General features: G+C 71.2%; 2 protein-coding genes. One reads left to right on the forward strand and one right to left on the reverse strand.

Annotated elements, in window-relative coordinates:
* Positions 1–171 precede the first annotated feature (171 nt).
* On the reverse strand, positions 172–780 hold the full coding sequence (locus DD1DGNOD_RS13545) for a PaaI family thioesterase (protein WP_430827803.1): 609 nt from the start codon (positions 778–780) through the stop codon (positions 172–174).
* A 161-nt stretch (positions 781–941) separates the two neighbouring features.
* On the opposite strand from DD1DGNOD_RS13545, the gene DD1DGNOD_RS13550 reads away from it, so the two are divergent.
* On the forward strand, positions 942–2,456 hold a 1,515-nt coding region (locus tag DD1DGNOD_RS13550; RefSeq protein WP_283234691.1), incomplete at its 3' end, for a 5'-3' exonuclease H3TH domain-containing protein.

The raw sequence follows: 2,456 nt of genomic DNA on the forward strand, positions 1-2,456 counted from the left end.
TTGATCCTGTCCGCTCGTCGATTGAGCCGCGCTCCGTCTGCCCCGCACCTTCCCGTCGGCCTTCTCCGCGTGACGGTCGACACATACTCCTGGTCGGAAGCGACCCGACGGGCCGGACGGGCAGCCGGGCAGATAACTGCCCATTGCCCGGCTCGTGGATAGTCGCCCCGACTAACTGTTGTCACCGCTGCCGGTCGGTGTCGTGACGCTTCTGCCGGTCGGCACGCGGTTGCGAAGCATGCAGGTGAGGCGAGACGTGCACACCGGGCGTTCGGCGTCATCGGTAATCCGAATGTCAAAGGTGGCGAGCGTCCGGCCGGCGTGCACCCGGGTCGCGACACCGGTGATTGTCCCGGACGACACCGCCCGGTGATGGGTGGCGCTGATTTCGACACCGACCGACACGCCGGCGGGGCCGGCGGTCAGCATGGCGCCGATGGAACCGATCGTTTCGGCCAGCACCACCGAGGCGCCGCCGTGCAGCAGTCCGTAAGGCTGCCGGTTGCCTTCCACGGGCATGGTCGCAACCACGCGGTCGGCGCTTGCCTCGACAAGCGTGATGCCCATGCGCTCGGCGAGCTCACCTCGTCGGGCACTGATCGCATCAAGCGCCGTCACATGCTCGGACACGACGATGTCGTCGTCGGCACCCGCGCTGCCGTCGGCTGGGTCGCCGGAGGCGGAGTCCGGGCCGGAGGCCGTTGCGGTACGTGGTAAGGCTGGCGTACCCAGCGGGGCGCTCGGTGACAAGGCGTCCGGCGAAGTCTGCGAATCGGTCACGTTAGGAGCCTACGTACCCACGTTGGGGCCTGCGGGCCGGTGAACCGCCGCACGCCGCACGCCGCACGCCGCGGTCCGCGGCGGGCCGACACCGGCCGGTGGCAGCAGCTGGACCCGCGCCGGGCGCTGGACCCGCGGCGGGCGTAAATAGAATTGACGTCGTGCCCGCCACAACCGCGACCTCCGGCAACTCCACCGTCGGCAAGGCGACCGTCGGCCGTCCGTCACGAGCGGCTTCCGCCAAGCCGGCGGCCAGCGCGGCGTCGGCGTCGGCGGCAGGCGAACCGCGGCTGCTCCTCCTCGACGGCCACTCCCTGGCCTACCGGGCGTTCTTCGCGCTCCCGGTCGAGAACTTCTCCACCACGACGGGGCAGCCGACCAACGCCGTCTACGGCTTCACCTCGATGTTGATCAATGTGTTGCGGGACGAACGGCCCACCCATGTCGCGGTGGCCTGGGACCTTCCGGTGCCGACCTTCCGGCATACCCAGTACGCCGAGTACAAGGCGGGACGGGCCGAGACGCCCGCGGACTTCGTCGGGCAGGTCAGCCTCATCCACCAGGTGTGCGACTCCCTCGCCGTTGCCGGGGTCGCCGCCGCCGGTTACGAGGCCGACGACGTCATCGCCACCCTTGCCACCCAGGGCGCGGCCCTGGGCATGCAGGTCCTGGTCGTCACCGGCGACCGTGACGCGCTGCAGCTCGTCGACGAGCGGGTGACGGTGCTGATGACCCGGCGCGGCATCAGTGACATGACCCGGTTCACCCCCGCCGAGGTCGAGGCCAAGTACGGTCTCACCCCGGCGCAGTACCCGGACTTCGCCGCGCTGCGCGGGGACCCGTCGGACAACCTGCCGTCGGTGCCCGGGGTGGGGGAGAAGACCGCCACCAAGTGGATCCAGCAGTTCGGGTCGCTGGCCGCTCTGGTGGACCGGGCCGACGAGGTCGGCGGGAAGGCGGGCGCGGCGTTGCGCGCGCACCTGGCCAACGTGATCCGTAACCGGACACTGACCGAGCTGGCCCGCGACGTGCCGCTGGAGGTCACTCCCGCCGACCTCCACCTGCGGCCATGGGACAGGGAGGCCGTCCACCAGCTCTTCGACACCTTGCAGTTCCGGGTGCTGCGGGAGCGGCTGTACACGGCGCTGGCCGCGGTCGAACCCGAGGCCGACGAGGGTTTCGAGGTGACCACGCAGGTGCTGGCGCCGGGGGAGGTGGCGCGCTGGCTGGCCGAACACGCGAGCTCCGGCGAACGTCTCGGGGTATACGTCCGGGGCAGCTGGGGCCGGGGCACCGGCAGCGTCACCGGTCTTGCGCTCGCCACCGCCGACGGTGTCGGCGCGTGGATCGACCCCATCGGGCTCACCGCGGACGACGACGCGGCGCTGGCGTCGTGGCTGGCCGATGACAACCGTCCCAAGGCCGCTCATGACGTCAAGGGCCCCATGCTGGCACTTGCCGCCCGCGGGTTCTCCCTCGCCGGTGTCACCAGTGACACCGCACTCGCGGCCTACCTCGCCCTGCCCGGTCAGCGCACCTTCGACCTCGCCGACCTCGTTCTGCGTTACCTGCGGCGTGACCTGCGCCCGGAGGCGCTCGGGACGGGGCAGCTGACCATCGACGGATCGGACGAGGCGGACGCGGCCGGCGCGGACGTCGTCCGTGCCCGCGCAGGG

Source organism: Candidatus Protofrankia californiensis, assembly GCF_900634765.1.
Taxonomy (GTDB): Bacteria; Actinomycetota; Actinomycetes; order Frankiales; family Frankiaceae; genus Protofrankia; species Protofrankia californiensis.